The 16,914-nt window shown below is 72.2% G+C and carries 15 protein-coding genes; 10 read left to right on the forward strand and 5 right to left on the reverse strand.

Annotation, left to right across the window (positions count from 1 at the left end; genetic code table 11):
- The first annotated feature begins 122 nt into the window (after nt 1–122).
- The 9 genes from AC0QR5_RS03020 (at nt 123) to AC0QR5_RS03060 (ending at nt 10,732) form a co-directional block, all read left to right on the forward strand.
- On the forward strand, nt 123–1,082 hold the full coding sequence (locus AC0QR5_RS03020; RefSeq protein WP_329861483.1) for an FKBP-type peptidyl-prolyl cis-trans isomerase: 960 nt from the start codon (nt 123–125) through the stop codon (nt 1,080–1,082).
- Nucleotides 1,083–1,123: 41 nt separating this feature from the next.
- Nucleotides 1,124–1,519, forward strand: a complete 396-nt coding sequence (locus AC0QR5_RS03025; protein WP_329861482.1) for an FKBP-type peptidyl-prolyl cis-trans isomerase — start codon at nt 1,124–1,126, stop codon at nt 1,517–1,519.
- A gap of 80 nt (nt 1,520–1,599) precedes the next feature.
- A complete protein-coding gene (locus AC0QR5_RS03030) occupies nt 1,600–3,594 on the forward strand; it encodes a helix-turn-helix transcriptional regulator (RefSeq protein WP_329861479.1) in 1,995 nt (664 codons plus the stop codon).
- The gene (locus AC0QR5_RS03035) at nt 3,594–3,944 is read left to right on the forward strand and encodes a hypothetical protein (RefSeq protein WP_329861477.1); all 351 of its coding nucleotides are present in this window, start codon (nt 3,594–3,596) and stop codon (nt 3,942–3,944) included. The genes AC0QR5_RS03030 and AC0QR5_RS03035 overlap by 1 nt, the downstream gene beginning before the upstream one ends.
- A gap of 31 nt (nt 3,945–3,975) precedes the next feature.
- The gene (gene tatA, locus AC0QR5_RS03040; RefSeq protein WP_329861475.1) at nt 3,976–4,197 is read left to right on the forward strand and encodes a Sec-independent protein translocase subunit TatA; all 222 of its coding nucleotides are present in this window, start codon (nt 3,976–3,978) and stop codon (nt 4,195–4,197) included.
- 45 nt (nt 4,198–4,242) lie between these two features.
- Nucleotides 4,243–5,013 carry a twin-arginine translocase subunit TatC gene (gene tatC / locus AC0QR5_RS03045; protein ID WP_329861474.1) on the forward strand — a complete coding sequence of 257 codons (771 nt, stop codon included), beginning with the start codon at nt 4,243–4,245 and terminating at the stop codon, nt 5,011–5,013.
- A gap of 119 nt (nt 5,014–5,132) precedes the next feature.
- Nucleotides 5,133–7,949 carry a DEAD/DEAH box helicase gene (locus AC0QR5_RS03050; protein ID WP_329861473.1) on the forward strand — a complete coding sequence of 939 codons (2,817 nt, stop codon included), beginning with the start codon at nt 5,133–5,135 and terminating at the stop codon, nt 7,947–7,949.
- Between the two features lie 45 nt (nt 7,950–7,994).
- Nucleotides 7,995–9,614 (forward strand): amidohydrolase, encoded by a 1,620-nt coding sequence (locus AC0QR5_RS03055; protein WP_329861471.1) that lies wholly within the window; start codon nt 7,995–7,997, stop codon nt 9,612–9,614.
- Nucleotides 9,615–10,006: 392 nt separating this feature from the next.
- Entirely contained in the window at nt 10,007–10,732 is a 726-nt protein-coding gene (locus AC0QR5_RS03060; protein WP_329861470.1) for a polyprenol monophosphomannose synthase, read from the forward strand.
- Nucleotides 10,733–10,828: 96 nt separating this feature from the next.
- On the opposite strand, the gene AC0QR5_RS03065 is transcribed toward AC0QR5_RS03060, so the two are convergent.
- The 4 genes from AC0QR5_RS03065 to AC0QR5_RS03080 all read right to left on the reverse strand — a co-directional run bounded on the left by AC0QR5_RS03065 (nt 10,829) and on the right by AC0QR5_RS03080 (nt 14,041).
- Nucleotides 10,829–11,170, reverse strand: coding sequence for an RNA polymerase-binding protein RbpA (locus AC0QR5_RS03065; RefSeq protein WP_329861469.1), 342 nt, complete (start codon nt 11,168–11,170; stop codon nt 10,829–10,831).
- A 198-nt stretch (nt 11,171–11,368) separates the two neighbouring features.
- The gene (locus AC0QR5_RS03070) at nt 11,369–12,379 is read right to left on the reverse strand and encodes an SPFH domain-containing protein (protein WP_329861467.1); all 1,011 of its coding nucleotides are present in this window, start codon (nt 12,377–12,379) and stop codon (nt 11,369–11,371) included.
- 66 nt (nt 12,380–12,445) lie between these two features.
- A complete protein-coding gene (locus tag AC0QR5_RS03075) occupies nt 12,446–12,913 on the reverse strand; it encodes an NfeD family protein (RefSeq protein WP_329861466.1) in 468 nt (155 codons plus the stop codon).
- Between the two features lie 81 nt (nt 12,914–12,994).
- Entirely contained in the window at nt 12,995–14,041 is a 1,047-nt protein-coding gene (locus tag AC0QR5_RS03080) for a putative RNA methyltransferase (RefSeq protein WP_329861464.1), read from the reverse strand.
- Between the two features lie 65 nt (nt 14,042–14,106).
- Between AC0QR5_RS03080 and AC0QR5_RS03085 the strand changes: the two genes are divergently transcribed.
- Nucleotides 14,107–16,197: a S9 family peptidase gene (locus AC0QR5_RS03085; protein WP_329861462.1), complete on the forward strand. Its 2,091-nt coding sequence runs from the start codon at nt 14,107–14,109 to the stop codon at nt 16,195–16,197.
- On the opposite strand, the gene AC0QR5_RS03090 is transcribed toward AC0QR5_RS03085, so the two are convergent.
- Complete coding sequence (locus tag AC0QR5_RS03090; protein ID WP_329861461.1) at nt 16,194–16,892, reverse strand: peptide deformylase; 699 nt, start codon at nt 16,890–16,892, stop codon at nt 16,194–16,196. The two genes, AC0QR5_RS03085 and AC0QR5_RS03090, sit on opposite strands and share 4 nt — an antisense overlap.
- Nucleotides 16,893–16,914 lie beyond the last annotated feature (22 nt).

Here is a 16,914-nt window from a genome sequence, read left to right on the forward strand (position 1 = left end):
GGTCGGGTCGGACGGCATGCCGCCAAGCGAATACACAGCTTGAGCCCTTAGGCTGGATGCGGTCCGTGGCACGGGTCCTTCCCGAGGCCACGGAGAAACGAACCCCGACGAAAGTAGTCTTCGTGCGCAAGCTCCTAGCAGTGGTGCTGGCCGCGTCCCTCGTGGCGCTGGCCGGCTGTGGATCTCCCCAGGAGAAGTCCGTCGGCAACGCCGACCCCCTCTCGAGCATCGAGATCACGCCGGGCGAGGAGGAGAACTCGGGCCCCACGGTCACCTTCGACACGCCGCTCACGGCCACGGAGGCCGCCGCGCTCGTCGTCAAGGAAGGCGACGGTGACGAGATCAAGGAGAACCAGAACGTCTCCTACAAGCTCGCCGGGTACAAGACCGAGGACGGATCCCAGCTGGGCCAGCTCTTCGACCAGGAGCCGCAGGTCCTCAGCCTCACGGAGGAGATGAAGGCGGCCGATCCCGAGATCTACGGGATCCTGCTGGGAGCCAAGGTCGGTTCCTGGATCGCCTACGTGCGTCCGGCCGCCCCGGCCGCGGGCGGCGACGACGCGAGCTCTGCTCCCGCTGAGGAGCAGCCGACCGCCGAGGAACTGCTGATCCTGCAGGTCGTCTCTGCCGAGGACATCCCGGAGCCGTCGAAGACCTACACCCCCGACGAGGTCAAGGAGCTCGAGGAGGAGGGCGCGCTGCCGTCGGTCGAGTTCGACGACGACGACAAGCCGACCATCACCATTCCCGAGGGCAAGGAGGCCCCGGAGGGCCTCGCCGTGCAGGTGCTCAAGGAGGGCGACGGCGAGGAGCTGACCGCCGAGTCGACCGTGACGGCCCACTACGAGGGCGTGCGCTGGGAAGACGGAGAGGTCTTCGACTCGAGCTACGAGCGCGGCGAGCCGACCGACTTCCCGCTCAACGGCGTCATCAAGGGCTGGACCGAGGGACTGACGGGCATCAAGGCCGGCTCGACGGTCGTCCTGAGCATTCCCGCCGACAAGGCCTACGGTGACCCGGCCCCCGCCGGCGCGCCGGCCGGCCCGCTCGTGTTCGTCGTCGAGGTCCAGGCCGCCAAGTAGGCTGGTCCCCGGACAAGACACCACTAGAGGAAAGGACCGCCATGTCGTTTGGACAGCGCGAGTACGATCGCACCAAGCCGGAGATCGACTTCCCCGGCGACACCCCGCCCGAGGACCTCGTGATCCAGGACATCGCCGTCGGCGACGGCGCCGAGGTCGTGCCGGGGACCACCGTCTCGGCCCACTACGTCGGCGTCGCCTGGTCGACGGGCGAGGAGTTCGACGCCTCGTGGAACCGCGGCCAGCCGCTCGACTTCACCGTCGGCATCGGCCAGGTCATCCAGGGCTGGGACCGCGGCCTGCTCGGGATGAAGGTCGGCGGCCGCCGCCGGCTCGAGATCCCGTCCCACCTGGCCTACGGCGAACGCGGTGCGGGCGCGGCGATCGGCCCGAACGAGGCGCTGATCTTCGTCGTCGACCTCGTCGGCGCGCGCTGACCCCGGCCGGCACCGACTCCAGCGGCGCCCCGCACCACACGGTGCGGGGCGCCGCTGCCGTCCTTGGTAACGTTGCACGCGTGGCACAGGAACGCAGGACAGGACCCACCCGCACGGAGAAGCTCGTCAGCCTGACGTATGCGCTGCTCTCGCGCCGGTCGGGCTACACCAAGGACGAGTTGCGGGTGCGGGTCGACGACTACCAGGGGCTGGACCAGGAAGCCTTCGACCGCAAGTTCGAGCGCGACAAGACATCCCTGCGGCAGCTCGGCGTCCCCCTGGACGTCGTCTCCGGCGAACCGCTCTTCGAAGAGGACCAGCAAGAGGCGCGCTACCGCATCCTGCCCGAGAACTACCGACTGCCCGAGGTCTCCTTCACCGCCGAGGAGGCCCTCGCCCTCGGACTCGCCGCCAAGGTCTGGAAGGACCCCACCATCGAGGCCGCCGCGGCCCGCGCCGTCGTCCGGCTCGGCGGGGACCGGATCGGCGAGGCGGAAGCGGCGGCGGCCTTCGAGACCTTCGAGGCCCGTCTCCACGCGGGAGACGAGGCCCTCGAGGACCTCCTGCACGCCACGTGGGAGCGCGTGAGGGTCGGGTTCACCTACCGCGCCGTCGACGGGGCCGAGAGCCGCCGGCGGGTCGAACCGTGGGGCCTCGGCAACCGCTTCGGCCACTGGTACCTCGTCGGACTCGACCTCGACCGCTCCGAGAAGCGGATCTTCCGCCTCTCCCGCATCACCTCGGCCGTGGCCCGCGTCGCCGGATCGCACTTCGAGCGGCCCACCGACTTCGACGTCTCCGCCGAGCTCGGGCTCATGGACCCGTCCCTGGCCGCGACGCCAGCGGTCGTCGAGCTCGCTCCGGGCCGGGGGCTCGCCCTGCGCGCGGGTGCCTCCCTGGTCGAGCCCGCCGCCGACGGCTTCGACGCGGTGTCCTTCACGTTCCACGACGCCGAGGCCACGTCCGCGGAGATCGCGGAACTGGGGGCCGCTGCGCGCGTCCGGGAACCGCGCGCGCTGCGCGACGCCGTCGTCCGCCGCCTCGCGGACGCCCGGGCCGCCCAGGCCCGGCCCGTTCCGCCCTACAAGCTCGCGGTCCACCGCAACACCGGACGCCCGCCGGCGACCGTCGCCGCCGCGCGGGCCCTGGACATCATCGCGTTCGTCAGCCTCCACGGCTCTCCGACCCTGGCCGAGACGGCGGAACACTTCGGGCTGACGGAGAAGCGCCTCGTCCAGGAGCTGACCATGATCCGCATGTGCGGAGTGCCCAACGGCCTGCCCGACGAGCTCATCGACGTCGACTACGACGACGGGGTCATCACGATGGGCAACGTCGAGGGGCTCGCCGACCCCCTGCGCCTGAACCTCGTCGAGGCGCTCTCGCTCGTCGTGGGCCTGCGGACCCTGCTCGACCTGCCCGGCGCCGAGGCCTCGGGCCCCGCGGCAGGCGCGCTCGAGAAGCTGTTGGCCGCCTCGGGGGAGTACGCGCCGATCGGCCGGATCGTCGCGGCACGGCTCGGCGCCACCGAGGCCGACGGGCCGGGCCGGCGGCTCGCCGACGCGGCCGCCGCACGCCGGGTCCTGCGGATCGGCTACCACAACCCCTCGCGTGACGAGGTCGGGTACCGCGAGGTCGAGCCCGTGCGCCTGCTCGAGGACGGCGGCCGGAGCTATCTGCAGGCCTGGTGCCGCAAGGCCGGGGGAGCCCGGAACTTCCGGGTCGACCGGATCCTCGCGATCGAGGAGACCGGCGAGGTGTTCGCTCCGGGCGGGCAGCACACGATGCAGGAGCGCCTCTACGTCCCCGGGGCCGACGACGTCGTCGTCGTGCTGGGCTTCGACGCACGCCTCGCCCGGCTGCGCGAGGACTACGCGCCCACGCGCACGGCCCAGTCGGGCGACCGCGTCCTGGCCGAGGTGAGGATCGCCGACGCCGGGATGCTGCCGGGGCTTGTGGCCCGCCACGGCGGCGGGCTCACGATCGCCGACCCGCCCGGACTCGCCGCGACCGCCCTGGAGTGGCTCGACGGGGCGCTGGCCGGGTATTCCGTCGACGAGGAGGCGCGCGCCTGATGCCGTGGTGGTTCTGGATCCTGTTGTGGCTGTTCCTGCTCGCGGCCTCGGCCCTGTTCCTGGTGCTGTGCGGCATCAGGCTCTTCCGGGGGTTCATGGGCCTCGTCGACGAGGCCGGGGAGGCCGCGGCGAGGCTGCATCCGCCGGCCGGCGAACCGCTCGTCGACGAGCCGCCGGGGGCGTCGAGGAAGGCCGCCGGGACCGCCGCGCTCTTCCGTGATCCCGCCGTGGAGCGCGATGAGTACGACGCCGGACGCGCGGCCCGCGTCGAGGCGCGCCGGAGCGCCCGGGTCGCGCGGAAGAAGCGGCGCGGGCAACCGCAGCGGATCAGTGATCTGGACCTCTCGTGACGTAGACTTGAGGAGACGAAAGGAAATCCCCATGGGTGGTCTTCAAGGATGGCATCTGGTCATCATCATCGTGCTGGCGCTGTTGCTGTTCGGCGCGCCCAAGCTTCCCGGCCTGGCCCGTTCCATCGGCCAGTCGCTGCGCATCTTCAAGTCCGAGGTCCGGCAGATGAAGGACGACGACCCGAAGGCGGAAGGCGAGGGCCCGGTCGAGGGCAGGATCGTCGATCCCGAGCAGCGCGACCGCAACCTCTAAGCACGCGTGGCATCAAAGACGGGGCGGTCCAATCCCGAAGGGAAGATGGCCCTCAAGGAACACCTGATCGAGCTGCGCAACCGGCTCTTCGTCTCGCTGATCGCCTTGTTCCTGGCGACGGTCGGAGGATTCTTCCTCTACTACCCGGTCATGGGACTGCTCATGGACCCGCTCATCGAGGCGGGCGGGCAGGCGAACTTCGATACCGCGATGTCGACCTTCGACATCATGATCAAGGTCTCGCTGTTCCTCGGGCTGGTCATGGCCGCCCCGGTCTGGCTCTATGAGCTCTGGGCGTTCGTCGTCCCCGGACTGAAGAAGAAGGAGAAGCGCACGGCGCTCGCGTTCATCGGCGCCTCGCTGCCCCTCTTCCTCGGCGGCATCTACCTGGGCTACTGGGTGCTTCCGCACGCGTTGAGGTTCTTCATCGGGCTGACGCCGTTCGAGGCCGTCAACCTCATCACCGCACCGGTGTACCTCAGCTTCGTGCTGCGGCTCATGCTCGCGTTCGGCTTGTCGATGATCGTGCCGGTGCTCATGGTGGGCCTGAACCTCGTGGGCGTGCTCCCGGGGCGGCTCATCGTGAAGAACTGGCGCATCACCGTCTTCCTCATCTGCCTCGTGGCGGCCATGGCCGCCCCCGGCGGCGATGCGATGACGATGTTCGTGCTCGCCGGACCCCTTCTGGTCCTGTTCGCCGCCGCGACCGTCATCTGCCTCGTCAACGACAAGCGGCGGGCCAAGCGCGCTGCCGCCCTCGAGGCGGAGAACGCCGCCGGGGCAGGCCGAGCCTCGGATCTGGGCACCTCGGCCTGAGACCCGCCGCGCCCGGTTGCGAGACGCGGCGACGGGTATGGCATCGTTGGCCCGGGGGGACCGGCCATGCCAGCGTTGGACCGCCCCCGGCAAAGACACCACACCGAAGGGCGGACACCATGGGCTCCCCGGCGGAGAACTACGCCGCGGCGCGTGAGCGCGCGGCCGAGGCCAAGACCGAGCTGTACGCCTTCCGTCAGGGCCTCGGCTTCGAGCTGGATCCCTTCCAGGTCGACGCGTGCCGCGCCGTCGAGGCCGGCAAGGGCGTGCTCGTCGCCGCCCCGACCGGAGCCGGGAAGACGGTCGTGGGGGAGTTCGCCGTCCATTTGGCGCTACACCGTGGGCTCAAGGCCTTCTACACGACGCCGATCAAGGCGCTGAGCAACCAGAAGTTCGCGGAGCTCGCCGCCCGCTACGGCCCCGACCGCGTCGGCCTGCTCACGGGGGACACGACGGTCAACGGCGAGGCCGAGATCGTCGTGATGACCACCGAGGTGCTGCGCAACATGCTCTACGCGGACTCGGACACCCTCACTGGCCTCGGCTACGTCGTGATGGACGAGGTCCACTACCTCGCCGACAAGTTCCGCGGTGCCGTGTGGGAGGAAGTCATCCTCCACCTGCCCGACGACGTCCAGCTCGTCTCGCTCAGCGCCACCGTCTCCAACGCCGAGGAGTTCGGCGGATGGCTCGACACGGTCCGCGGGGACACGGAGATCGTCGTCTCCGAGCACCGGCCGATCCCGCTGTGGCAGCACGTCATGGCCGGCGGGCGGTTGATCGACCTCTTCGCCGGGGAGGTCTCCTTCGACGAGGCCGCGGCGGCGCGCGGGGAGGGACCGGCCGAGACCGTCACCGTCAACCCGGAACTGACCAAGCTGGCCCAGCGCGACCTCCGGCACTCCGGCCGGCCGCGCCCCGGGCGGGCGCAGGGCCGCAACCGTGGACACGGCCCGCGCTACTCCGACGCCTCCGCGCCCCGGCACACGGTGTCCCGCCCCGAGATGATCCTGTCCCTGGACCGGGCCGGCCTGCTCCCGGCGATCGTGTTCATCTTCTCCCGCAAGGGCTGCGACGCCGCCGTCGCGCAGTGCGTGCGCTCCGGCCTGGCGCTGACGACGGAGGCCGAGGCGCGCCGGATCGAGCAGGCGATCGACCTCGCCGCCTTCGAGCTGCCGCCGGACGACCTCGACGTGCTCGGCTTCTGGTCCTGGCGCGAGGGCCTGCTGCGCGGCTTCGCGGCCCATCACGCCGGCCTGCTGCCGGTCTTCAAGGAAGTCGTCGAGAAGCTCTTCGCCCAGGGCCTGGTCAAGGCCGTGTTCGCGACGGAGACCCTCGCCCTCGGCGTGAACATGCCCGCCCGATCGGTGGTGCTGGAGAAGCTGGAGAAGTTCAACGGCGAACAGCACGTCTCGGTGACCGCGGGCGAATACACGCAGCTGACGGGCCGGGCCGGCCGCCGCGGCATCGACGTGGAGGGCCATGCGGTGGTCCTGTGGCAGCCCGGGACCGATCCGGCGGCGGTCGCCGGTCTCGCGTCACGGCGCACCTATCCGCTGAACTCGAGCTTCCGCCCCACGTACAACATGAGCCTGAACCTCTCGGCACAGTTCGGCAGGCCCCGGGCACGGGAGATCCTCGAGACCTCCTTCGCCCAGTTCCAGGCCGACCGCTCCGTCGTCGGACTGGCCCGCCAGGTGCGCAGCCGCGAGGAGTCGCTCGAGGGCTACGCACGCGCCATGCAATGCCACCTCGGCGACTTCGCGGACTACGCGCGGCTGCGCCAGGAGCTCTCCGAGGCGGAGAAGGCGGCCTCCCGCACGGCCCACCGGGCGCGGCGCTCGGCCGCGGAGGACTCGCTCGCGCAGCTGACCCCCGGGGACATCGTCGACGTCTCCGGGCCCCGCAGGCTGGGCCGCAGCGTCGTCATCGCCGTCTCGGACTCCCTCCGTGATCCGCGCCCGACCATCCTGACGGAGGACCGGCAGATCCGCCGCCTCGGGCCGCAGGACCTCGAGGGGCCCGTCGAGGTCGTCTCGCGGATCCGCATCCCCAAGGCCTTTACGGGCCGCTCGCCCAAGGAACGCCGGGACCTCGCCTCCTCGATGCGCAACGCCCTGCACGAGCAGCGGCCGCCCCGGCGCGGCGCGAGCGGCTTCGACTACCGCGGCGACTCCGAGCAGGAGGCGCGCATCACCGAACTCCGGCGCCGGCTGAAGCGGCACGCCTGCCACGGCTGCAGTGAGCGCGAGGACCACGCGCGCTGGGCCGAGCGGTGGTGGAAGCTGCGCCAGGAGACGGACCGGCTTGCCGGCCAGATCAGCGGCCGCACCAATACGATCGCCAAGACGTTCGACCGCGTGTGCTCGGTGCTGGGCGACTACGGCTACCTCCTTCCCGACGCCGCGACGGGGGCGCTGAAGGCCACGGACTCCGGGCAGCGCCTGCGCCGGATCTACGGGGAGCGGGACCTGCTGACCTCGCTCGTGCTCGAGTCCGGGGCCCTGGACCGCCTCGGCAAGGCCGAGCTGGCCGCGGCCGTGACGATGCTGGTCTACCAGGCCAAGCGCGAGGACAAGGGCGTGCAGCCCAAGCTGCCCTCACCGGCCCTCGAGACCGTCTGGGACACGGCGGTGAGGCAGTGGTCCGAGCTGACGGACCGCGAGGCCGCCCACCGGCTCCCCGAGACCGCCGAGCCCGAGGCGGGACTGGTCTGGCCCATGTACCACTGGGCCCGCGGCCGGGACCTGAAGGACTGCCTGCGCGGCTCGGAGCTCGCGGCGGGCGACTTCGTGCGCTGGGCGAAGCAGGTCATCGACTCGCTCGACCAGCTCGCGAAGGTCCCGGGACTCGATCCCGGCTTCCCGCGGCGCTGCCGGGAGGCCGTGGACGCCGTCCGGCGCGGAGTCGTCGCCTATTCCTCGATCGCCGACTAGGAACCACCTGGCCGTTCCGCGGCCCCACCCCGAAAGGAACACCGCATGCCCCAGCGCGTCATGTACCGCAACGGCGCCGTCTACAGCGCGTCCGACCCCTTCGCGACCGCCCTGCTGGTCGCGGACGGGACGGTGGCGTGGATCGGGCAGGAGGCCGCCGCGGCGGCCCTGCTCGACGAGGGCGTCGAGGTCGTGGACCTCGAGGGGGCCCTCGTCGCCCCCGCCTTCTTCGACAGCCACGTCCACTTGACGGAAACGGGCGCCGCGCTGTCGATGCTGGACCTCGGCGGGGTAGGCTCGTTGGCCGGCCTGCTCGAGGCGGTGCGCGGCGCCGCCGCCTCCGGGGGCGCGGTGTTCGGCGCGGGATGGGACGAGAGCCTCTGGCCGGAGGGGCGCGTCCCGACGCCCGCCGAGCTCGAGGAGGCGGGCGGGGGAGCGGACGTGTACCTCACCCGTGCCGACGTGCATTCGGGCCTCGTCAACGCCTCCCTCGCGGGGCGGCTGGCGCTGGCGGGGGTGGACGGGTACGACGGCGGAGCGGTCGTCGTGCGCGAAGCGCATGCCCGGGTGCGGGCCGAGGTGCTCGACTTCTCCGACGCGTCCCGGCGCCGCTTCCAGCGGGCCGCCCTGCGCCACCTGGCCTCCCGTGGGGTCGCCGGGGCGGCCGAGATGGGGGCTCCGCACATCGGCACGCGCCGCGACACCGAGGTCCTGCTCGGGCTGCTCGAGAAGGAGGGGCAGGACCACCCCGCGATCCACGTCTACTGGGGCGAGGCCGTCGCCGACGCCGCGCAGGCGCGTTCCCTGATGGAGGACTTCGGCGGCCGGCTCACGGGTCTCGGAGGAGACCTGAACATCGACGGATCGCTCGGCTCCCGCACGGCCCGGCTGCGGGCGGACTACGACGACGCCCCCGGCAGCCGCGGCGACCTCTTCCTGGACGCCGGCCGGATCGCCGACCACATCGCGGCCTGCACCGAGGCCGGCATCCAGGCGGCCTTCCATGTCATCGGCGACGCGGGGGCGGACGCCGCGATCGAGGGCTTCCGCCTGGCCGCGGAGCGCGTCGGACGAGCCGCGGTGCAATCGGCGCGGCACCGGCTCGAGCACGTCGAGATGATCGACGACGCCGTCCTGGCCGCCCTCCTCGAGTACGGCATCACGGTCTCGCTGCAGCCTGCGTTCGACGCGCTCTGGGGCGGGCCCGGCGGCCAGTACGAGCAGCGCCTCGGCGTGGAGCGCTCGACGGCCATGAACGAGGTCGGACGCTTCCTCGCGGCCGGCGTCCCCGTCTGCCTCGGGTCCGATGCGCCGGTCACGGCGGTGGACCCCTGGGGCGCCGTGAAGGCGTGCCTCGAGCACCACACGCCGTCGGCGCGCGTTTCGGCGCGCGCGGCCTTCGTGGCCCACACGCGCGCCGGCCACCGTGCCGCCGGGGTGGCCGATCCCCTGGCCGGGCAGCTCGTCCCCGGGGCCGAGGCGACGTTCGCCGTCTGGGAGGCCTCGGAGCTGGCAGTGCAGGCCCCGGATGCGCGCGTCGCCTCCTGGAGCACGGACGCCCGCGCCGGGACGCCGATGCTCCCGGTTCTCGACGAGGGCGCGCCGCGTTGCCTGCGCACCGTACGCGCTGGACGCGTGATCTTCGACGCGTTCGAGACCCGCTGAGCGGTCCCGGAAGGCATCGCAGCCTCGGCGGCCGCGCCGCGCCGCACTGACTAGGGCCTTCCGGCATCGCGCCTAGTCAATTCGTGGTTGACACGAGGTAACAAGCGGCTAGGCTTGACTCTCAACGGTGGCGGAGCAGCTCTAGAGGTCCACCGTGCCGGAATCTCGGCAGAACACCACAGGACAAGGCCCCGGGAGCAGTAGAAAACAGGAGGCCCGCGCCACGGCGTGGGACGACTGGTCCGAAGTTCCCGGGGTCTTTCCGTGTCCGTATACTGGTTCACTGGCCCGCCCGCCTGCTGCCGGCGACGGGGGAGTGACGTCCGCGTCCCGGGCCCGCAGTCGAGGATCCGCACCGCGGATTCCACCACCGAATCAGAAGGGGCCGCCGCGTGCGCGTCGTCACGATCATCCCGACCTACAACGAGCTCGAGTCGCTCCCCGTGACCCTGGGCCGCCTGCGGGCCGCCGTACCCGACTCGGACGTCCTGATCGCCGACGACAACAGCCCGGACGGCACCGGGCGGCTCGCCGACGAGTTCGCGGCCGCCGATCCGCAGGTCCATGTCATGCACCGCCAGGGCAAGGAAGGCCTCGGCGCGGCCTACATCGCCGGCTTCCGCTGGGCGCTCGAGCGGGACTACGACGTGATCGTGGAGCTCGACGCCGACGGCTCCCACCGTCCGGAGGACCTGCCCCGCCTGCTCGCGAAGGTCCCCGAGGCGGACCTCGTGATCGGCTCGCGCTGGGTCAAGGGCGGCTCGGTCGCGAACTGGCCCCTGCACCGCAAGCTCATCTCCCGGGCGGGTTCTCTCTACTCGCGCGTGATGCTCGGCCTGTCGGTCCGCGACATCACGGCCGGATTCCGCGCGTTCCGCCGGGAGACCCTCGAGGCGATCGACTTCGACGCCGTGGAGTCGGTGGGCTACGGCTTCCAGGTGGACATGACCTTCCGGGTGGCCCGGCTGGGGCGGCGGATCGTCGAGGTGCCGATCACGTTCGTGGAACGCGAGCTCGGCGTGTCCAAGATGAGCGGGAACATCGTCGTCGAGGCCATGCTCAACGTCACCCGCTGGGGCCTCGGCGCCCGCTGGAAGAAGCTCACCGGACGCGCCTGACGTTCCGGCGGAAAGACATCTGGACACAACGACTGCGGGCGCCGTTCCCCTGGAGGGAACGGCGCCCGCCGTCGTTGGAGCCGGAGTGCGTGGGGCCTAGACCTTTTCGCCGCGGTCGGCGTGCAGCTTGTCGAGCCGGTCCTTCAGGATCTGCTCGAGCTCGTCGACGCTGCGGCGCTCCAGGAGCATGTCCCAGTGGGTCCGGACGGGCTTCTCGTTGGAATCGTCCGGCTTCTCGCCGTTGACGAGGACCGCCTCCTTGCCCGTCTTGGACACCCAGGTGGGCGGGATCTCGGCCTCGGAGGAGAAGGTCACGAAGACCTGCTCGCCGTCCTCGCACCGGTACTCGACGCGCTGGCGCGGTGCCGGCTCGACGCCGGCCTCTGTCTCCATGCTCTGCGCACCGAGGCGCATGCCGCGCAGGCTGCGATCGCTCATGACTACTCCCAACTGCGTCCGGCTGGCGGACGCTCGACGACTATGGTGTTCAACGCCCCGGGCACGCCGGTGATTCCCGTAGGGCGGAAGTCTCCAGCCATTCAGTATACGCGCCACGGGCGGCCGCCCGACGGGATCTCCGTCGACCGGCCGCCCGCGGCGGCACATCGGGCACCCGTGCTCCGGATGCGTCGTGGGCTAGTGGCCCGGATCGACCGGCGGGGCCGGCGGGGCGGGAGGCGCCGGAGGCGTCGCGGGGGTGGAACCGGATCCCGCGGCCTGGCCGGTGCGGGGTGGGGCCGGGGTCGACGGCGCGTCGTCGTCGGGGCGCAGGTTGCCCAGCGCGCCGCCGATGCCCTTGAGGGCCTCGCCGACCTCGCTCGGGATGATCCAGAGCGTGTTGGAGGAGCCCTCGGCGAGCTTCGGCAGGGTCTGCAGGTACTGGTAGGCCAGGAGCTTCTGGTCCGGATTGCCGGCGTGGATCGAGTTGAAGACCTTCTCGATGGCCTGGGCCTCGCCGTCGGCGCGGAGGATGGCCGCCTTGGCGTCGCCCTCGGCCGCGAGGATCGCGGCCTGCCGCTGGCCCTCGGCCGTGAGGATCTGGGACTGCTTGGTGCCCTCGGCCGTGAGGATTGCGGCGCGGCGGTCCCGCTCGGCGCGCATCTGCTTCTCCATGGAGTCCTGGATGGACAGGGGCGGATCGATCGCCTTGAGCTCGACGCGGGAGACGCGGATGCCCCACTTGCCGGTCGCCTCGTCGAGCACGCCACGGAGCTGTCCGTTGATCTGGTCGCGGCTCGTCAGGGCCTCTTCCAGGTTCAGCCCGCCGACGACGTTACGCAGCGTCGTGGTGGTCAGCTGTTCGACGGCCTGGATGTAGTTGGCGATCTCGTAGGTCGCTGCGCGCGGCTCGGTGATCTGGAAGTAGACCACCGTGTCGATGGAGACCACGAGGTTGTCCTCGGTGATCACCGGCTGCGGCGGGAAGCTGACGACCTGCTCGCGGAGGTCGAGCAGCGGCAGGAGCCGGTCGACGAACGGGATCAGGATGGTCAGGCCAGGTCCCAGGGTCCGCTGGTACTTGCCCAGTCGCTCGACGATGCCGGCGCGGGCCTGCGGAACGATGCGGACGGAGCGCAGCAGGACGATGATGACGAAGACGGCCAGTACGATCAGTACGATGCCGACGCCGGTGAAGTTCTCCAGCATGGGTGTCCCCCTTCTTGCGTGTTGTGCCCGTGAAGGCTCGGTGTGCCGGACGAACCGGCGGTGGACCTAGGCGCCCTGGCCCTCGGCCGTGCGGGCGGTGATGTAGGCGGTGGCGCCGTTGATGCGCACGACCGTGCCGTAGTTGCCGGGCTCGAGCGGGGCGTCGTCCTCGGTGCGGGCGCTCCAGGTCTCGCCGCCGATCTTCGCGCGTCCGGCCATGCGGGACGTGGGCTCGAGGACGAGGGCGTCCTGACCCAGCAGGCGGTCGACGTTGGTGCGGAGAGTGGCCGGAGCCTTGCGCAGATGCCTCATGGCGATGGGCCGGACGAGCAGGATCATGAGCAGCGAGACGACGCAGAACACCACGGCCTGCAGCCAGAACGGACCGCCGGCCAGCGCCACGACGACGCCACCGAGCGCGCCGGCGCTGAGCATGAGGAAATAGAGATCGAGGGCCATCATCTCGATGATCGCCAGGATCAGGAACAGCGCGAGCCAGAAGACCCACCCGTTGGCGACGATCCAATCAATCATGTGTGTCCACCGCATTGCTTCCGGGAGGGCACGGACCGCCCTCGTTGCCTCCATCTTGCCTGATGGGACCGCGAACCGTAGTCACCCCTGAGGACGATGTTGGGATCCGGCGTCCTTCGCGAAGGCCTGGAGGCGGAACGCGGCGGTCACCGACTCCGGCACGCCGTGGGCGGCGCGCTCGGCGAAGACGGCGGCGTCGGCGTGGTGGCCGGCGGGACCCATGAGCGCGAGCCGGGCGGCGTCGGCCTCGTCGAGGCGGAGGGTGAAGCGCACTTCCCGCACCCCGGTCTGCGTCCATCCCGGGCCGAGTCCCCCGGCCACGGACGCCTCCTTGTCCGGGGCGATCCCCAGCAGCCCGAGCGGTTCGGCCGCTTCGCGGAGGTGCCCGGGGAGCGGGGTGACGACGAGCAGCGTGCCGTCGTCGGCGAGGACGCGGTGGAACTCGGCACCGTTGCGCGGGGCGAAGACGTTCAGTAGCAGGTCCGCGCCGCCGTCCGGCAGCGGCAGCCTGCGCCAGACGTCCCAGACGAGCGCCCGGACCCCCTCGAGCCGGGCGGCGCGGCGCATGGCGTAGCGGGAGATGTCCAGGGCGACGCCCGACGCCGGGCGCCCGGCCTGCGCCGCGGGGTCGTCCCCGTCCCGGACCAGCTCCGCGGGGGAGGGGCCGGACCCTGGCCGGGCTCCGGCGTCGTGCCCGGCCGGAGCCGCGAGGGAGGGGCCGGACCCTGCCCGGGCTTCGGCGGCGTCTCCGTCCTGCGTGCCCGACCGCAGGGCCGACAGGACGGCCCCGAGGTAGTAGCCCGTCCCGGCGCCGGCGTCCAGGACGCGCACGGCGCGCTCCGGGTCGAGGCGCCCGGCGGCCCGGAGCGCCTCCCCGGCCAGCGCCCGCGCGAGCGGCGCGTAGTGGCCCGCCGCGAGGAAGCCGGCCCGTGCCGCGACCATGTCCGCCGTGTCCTCCGTGAAGCCCGTGCCGCGGCCCGTCAGCAGGTTGACGTAGCCCTGCTTCGCGGCGTCGAAGCGGTGGCCTCCGCCGCACGCGAGCGAGCGACCCGCCGCGCCCGTGGACGCGAGCGGCCGGGCGCAGAGGGGGCACAGCAGCTCGATGCCGGAGCGGTGGTCCGGGGTCATGGATCATTTCCTTCAATGGACGTTTCAGATAGGCTCGCGCTGTGAAACCGACGCAGCTTGAACTGATGACCACTGTATCCGCGCCGAGCATCAGCCCCGACGGCACGCGCGCCGTGCTGGCGGCCTCGCGGCCCAGCTTCGCCGCGGACGCCGAGACCGGACAGTTGTGGGCCGTCGACCTCGTCGGCGACGAGGCGCCGCGCCGGCTCACCCGCGGAACGCGCGACGCGGCGCCGCAGTACTCGCCGGATGGAACGCGGATCGTGTTCCTACGCCCCGACGCGAAGGGCCGCCCGCAGCTCGCGGTCGTCGACGCGCGCGGTGGCGAGCCCCGCATCCTCACCGACCGCCACCTCGGCGTCTCCGGCTTCGCCTGCTCCCCGGACGGGCGCCACGTGGCCTTCGCGAGCCGCACGCCCGACGCCGGCCGCTACGGAAGCACCGACGGCGTGGGGGCCGGCGCCGAGGATCCGCGGCGGATCACGGGCTTCAAGTACCGCGGCAACGGGATCGGCTTCACCCGGGACAAGGTCCAGTCCCTGTACCTCATGGAGCTTCCCCCGCTGAACGAGGAGCCGTACATCGAGCCCGTCGGCCGGGCCAAGGAGGCCCCGGCCGACGCCGGAGCCGACGCCGGGGCGTCCGCCGGGGTGGACGGCACCGGAGAAGGCGCCGCCGAGGCGGCGGACGCCGCCTCCCACCAGGGATCCCGGCCGGCCCGCCGCGGCCTGCCCGCCTATACGGCGCTGACGGACGGGGAACGCGACGCCTCCGGGCCGTGCTTCTCGCCCGACGGCCGCCACGTCTACTTCAACGCCGCCCTGCATCCCGGCGCCGACGCGGACCTGCGCTCCATGGTCCACCGCGTCGCGGTCGCGGACCCCGGGGCCGGAACCGAGCCCGTCGCCGGCGAGCCCGACGGGAGCTTCGCCTATTCGACGCCGGCGTTCTCCCGCGACGGCCGCCACCTGTACCTGCTCGGCGAGGAGCTCGGCCCCGACGGCCGCGACTTCGTGGCCCGGCAGGCCGGCGTGTTCGTGCTCCCTGCCGACGCGGCCGGACCCGGCACGGAGCCCCGCCTGCTCACGGACCTCGAGACGGCCGACTACGGCGACGTCCAGTCCGGCCTGGTCCCGCACGGGGACGCGGACGTCCTGGCGTTCGCGCGCGTGCGCGGCAGCGGTGAGCTGCACCGCCTCTCCGCCGACGGGACGGTGGAGGTCCTCGTGGCAGGGGAGGTCCTCGTGACCGGCGCCGCGGAGGCGGCCGGCACCGTCGTCGTCTCCCATGCCACCCCGCGCAGCCCGGGCGAGCTCGGCGTGCTGCGCGGCGGCAAGCTCGAGCCCGTGACCGACTTCGCCGCCGCGCTGCGGGAGCGGACGCGCATCGCGCCGCCGCGCGAACTCGTCGTCGAGGGCCCGGACGGCTACCCCGTGCACGGCTGGCTCCACCTGCCCGAGGGCGACGGGCCCCACCCCGTCCTCCTGAACATCCACGGCGGCCCGTTCGCGTCCTACGGCTGGTCCTACTTCGACGAGGCGCAGGTCTATGCCGAGGCCGGCTACGCCGTCCTGCAGTGCAACCCGCGGGGCAGCGCCGGCTACGGCCGTCCCCACGGCCTGGCGATCAAGGAGGCCATGGGGACGGTCGACCTGCAGGACGTCCTGGCGTTCCTCGACGGCGCGATCGCGGCCGAGCCGCGCCTCGACGGCGCCCGGACCGGCGTGCTCGGCGGCTCCTACGGCGGATACCTCACGGCGTGGACGATCGCCCACGAGCACCGCTTCGCCGCCGCGGTCGTCGAGCGAGGCTTCCTGGATCCGCTGAGCTTCATCGGATCGAGCGACATCGGCTGGTTCTTCAGCGAGGCCTACACCGGCTCCGATCCCGCGCACACGCTGACCCAGAGCCCGCTCGCCGTCGCGTCCCAGGTCCGCACGCCCACCCTCGTGCTGCACTCGGAGGAGGACTACCGGTGCCCGCTCGAGCAGGCCCAGCGGTACTACGTCGAGCTGCTGCGCCACGGCGTCGAGACGGAATTCCTGCTCTTCCCGGGGGAGGACCACGAGCTCTCGCGCAGCGGGACCCCGTGGCACCGGCGCCAGCGCTTCGAGGCGATCCTGGAGTGGTTCGGGAGGTACCTGCCCGTCTCCTAGGAGGCCCCGGCGTCGTCCTCGGCGACCCGCAGCGCGAAGCCGAGCCCGCGCGCCGCGGCGTCCGGGCGCGGTTCCTGCCAGCGGGCCGCGTAGGCCTCCGAGGTGCACAGGCTGCGGCTCACGGCCCGGTCGATGTAGACCGTGCCGTCCAGGTGGTCGGCCTCGTGCTGGAAGATCCGCGCGGGCCAGCCGCGCAGGGACCGGACGACGCCGGTGCCGTCCGGACCCGTGTACCTCGCCTCGATCTCCTCGGGGCGTTCGACGACCGCCGTGAAGCCGGCGAAGGACAGGCAGCCCTCGAAGTGGGACGAAGTGCGGGCGCCCACGGCCGAGTAGCCGGGGTTGACGGCCGCGAAGTACTCGAGCGGAGTCCTCCCGCGCGCCTCGGCCGTCGCCGGGTCGACCGGGAAGAGGTCCTCCATCACGGCCAACCGCAGGGGCAGCCCCAGCTGGGGAGCCGCGAGCCCCACGCCGGGGGCGGCGTGCATCACCTTCCGCATGGTCGCCAGCAGGCGCCCGAGCAGTTCGTCGCCGAGCTGGCCCGAGTAGTCCAGGGCCCGGGCGCGCAGGACCGGGTGGCCCAGCTGGACGATCCCGGGCAGGGAACCCGTCTCCGCCTCGGCACGGGTCAGCCTCTCGGCGAGGTCCACGAGGCGGTCCGGCGTGAAGTCGTCCTCGGCGGGGGAGTGCGGCATGGTCTCCTGGGTTCCTGTGTGC

It is taken from the genome of Arthrobacter sp. J156 (genome assembly GCF_056172865.1).

Coding starts and splice junctions, on each gene's coding strand:
- tatC (WP_329861474.1), top strand. CDS start 4,243: ATGGCCCTCAAGGAACACCTGATCGAGCTGCGCAACCGGCTCTTCGTC.
- AC0QR5_RS03070 (WP_329861467.1), bottom strand. CDS start 12,379: ATGCTGGAGAACTTCACCGGCGTCGGCATCGTACTGATCGTACTGGCC.
- AC0QR5_RS03050 (WP_329861473.1), top strand. CDS start 5,133: ATGGGCTCCCCGGCGGAGAACTACGCCGCGGCGCGTGAGCGCGCGGCC.
- AC0QR5_RS03075 (WP_329861466.1), bottom strand. CDS start 12,913: ATGATTGATTGGATCGTCGCCAACGGGTGGGTCTTCTGGCTCGCGCTG.
- AC0QR5_RS03065 (WP_329861469.1), bottom strand. CDS start 11,170: ATGAGCGATCGCAGCCTGCGCGGCATGCGCCTCGGTGCGCAGAGCATG.
- AC0QR5_RS03085 (WP_329861462.1), top strand. CDS start 14,107: ATGACCACTGTATCCGCGCCGAGCATCAGCCCCGACGGCACGCGCGCC.
- AC0QR5_RS03055 (WP_329861471.1), top strand. CDS start 7,995: ATGCCCCAGCGCGTCATGTACCGCAACGGCGCCGTCTACAGCGCGTCC.
- AC0QR5_RS03025 (WP_329861482.1), top strand. CDS start 1,124: ATGTCGTTTGGACAGCGCGAGTACGATCGCACCAAGCCGGAGATCGAC.
- AC0QR5_RS03035 (WP_329861477.1), top strand. CDS start 3,594: ATGCCGTGGTGGTTCTGGATCCTGTTGTGGCTGTTCCTGCTCGCGGCC.
- AC0QR5_RS03080 (WP_329861464.1), bottom strand. CDS start 14,041: ATGACCCCGGACCACCGCTCCGGCATCGAGCTGCTGTGCCCCCTCTGC.
- AC0QR5_RS03090 (WP_329861461.1), bottom strand. CDS start 16,892: ATGCCGCACTCCCCCGCCGAGGACGACTTCACGCCGGACCGCCTCGTG.
- tatA (WP_329861475.1), top strand. CDS start 3,976: ATGGGTGGTCTTCAAGGATGGCATCTGGTCATCATCATCGTGCTGGCG.